At 56.4% G+C, this 1686-nt stretch carries 2 protein-coding genes and 1 pseudogene; all 3 read right to left on the reverse strand.

Translation table 11 applies throughout. The features are described from left to right. Positions 1-79: hypothetical protein (locus D8V06_RS30640; protein WP_241667749.1), on the reverse strand; the 79-nt coding region annotated here is incomplete at its 3' end. 73 nt (positions 80-152) lie between these two features. Continuing rightward, positions 153-1250, reverse strand: coding sequence for a polyamine ABC transporter substrate-binding protein (locus D8V06_RS00545; protein WP_130903851.1), 1098 nt, complete (start codon positions 1248-1250; stop codon positions 153-155). Between the two features lie 188 nt (positions 1251-1438). Next, positions 1439-1686, reverse strand: a pseudogene (locus D8V06_RS00550) (spermidine/putrescine ABC transporter substrate-binding protein PotF); the annotation flags it as partial.

Below are 1686 nucleotides of genomic sequence, written 5' to 3' on the forward strand. Positions count from 1 at the left end.
GGTCGATTTTGACCAGCACCTGTTTTGGTGTCTGGTCGCCCTCGAGGGCTTTCTTATAGGCGCCGGAGGCAACTGCCATTTACGAAACTCCCAAAAAAAAAGAGTGCAGTTCGCTCAAGGTGAGCCAACTTTGGATAGTTTGAGCCTTGAAGCTATTTGCCCGACTTGACCTTGGTCCAGCTGCGGGTCATCAAACGTTGAATATTCGGTGGCAGCTCGATGGACACGTAGGTCTTGTCGAGCACGGCCTGCGGTGGGTAAACCGCTTCGTCGGTGCGAATGGACTGTTCCATCAGTTTGTCCGACCCGGGGTTAGGGTTGGCGTAGCCGACGTAATCACTGACCTGGGCAATAACCTCAGGTTTGAGCAAATAGTTGATGAACGCGTGGGCCTGCTTGACGTTGGCCGCATCCTTGGGGATCGCCAGCATGTCGAACCACAGCGCACCGCCTTCCTTGGGAATCGAGTAGGCGATGTTCACGCCTTTCTTGGCTTCATCGGCGCGGTTCTTCGCCTGGAACATGTCGCCGGAGAAACCGATCGCGACGCAGATATCACCGTTGGCCAGATCCGCAATGTATTTGGAGGAGTGGAAGTAGGTCACGTAAGGCCGTACCGCCAGCAACTTGGCTTCAGCCTTCTTGTAATCTTCAGGGTTGGTGCTGTTGGCGTCGAGGCCCATGTAGTTGAGCACCGTCGGCATCATTTCATCGGCCGAATCGAGGAACGCCACACCGCAACTTTGCAGCTTCTTGATGTTTTCAGGTTCGAAGACGGCGGCCCACGAATCGATCGTGTCGACCCCCAGCACGGCCTTGATCTTGTCGACGTTGTAACCGATGCCGTTGGTGCCCCATAGATAGGGCACGGCGTACAGGTTGCCCGGATCGTTTTGCTCCAGACGCTTGAGCAGCACCGGGTCGAGGTTCGAGTAGTTCGGCAACTGCGACTTGTCGAGCTTCTGGAACGCGCCAGCCTTGATCTGCTTGCCGAGGAAGTGGTTCGACGGCACGACGACATCGTAACCGGTACGCCCGGCAAGCAACTTGCCTTCCAGGGTCTCGTTGGAGTCGAACACGTCGTAAACCGGTTTGATCCCGGTCTCTTTCTGGAAGTCGGCCAGCGTGTTCTCGCCGATGTAGTCCGACCAGTTATAAATATGCACAGTACCGGCGGCCTGGACACTGACGGCAAGCGTCAGCCCGGCGCCGACCAGCATGGCATTGCGCAACAAAGAAAAAATAGGCAAGTGGAGGTCCTCTAAAATGAGTTGGGCCCAAGTTGCCCCGCGTTACATGACAGCCATGGCTGTATGGCAACAAAACCGGCGCGCAACTTACCCTCGAAAAACCGTTCCAGCAAAACTTTCTGTCATTTAATTAAACCTGTTGCCGCCACCGCGCAGACGACGACAACAGGTTCTTGCTTCAAACCGGCTTACTTACCGGATTTGATCTTGGTCCAGCTGCGGGTCAGGATCCGCTGGGTCGCGGCCGGCAAGTCGGCAATCGCGTAAAGCTTGGCCAGCACATCGGCCGGCGGGTAGATGCCCGGGTCGGCTGTGATTTCTTTCTCAACCAGCGGCGTGGCGGCCGCGTTGCCGTTCGGGAAGCGTACGGCGTTGGTGATTTCGGCCATGATTTCCGGCTTCTGCAGGAAGGTCATGAACTTGTAGGCGCCTTCGA

This window comes from Pseudomonas sp. Sample_24, from assembly GCF_004307605.1.
In the GTDB taxonomy this organism is placed as follows: Bacteria; Pseudomonadota; Gammaproteobacteria; order Pseudomonadales; family Pseudomonadaceae; genus Aquipseudomonas.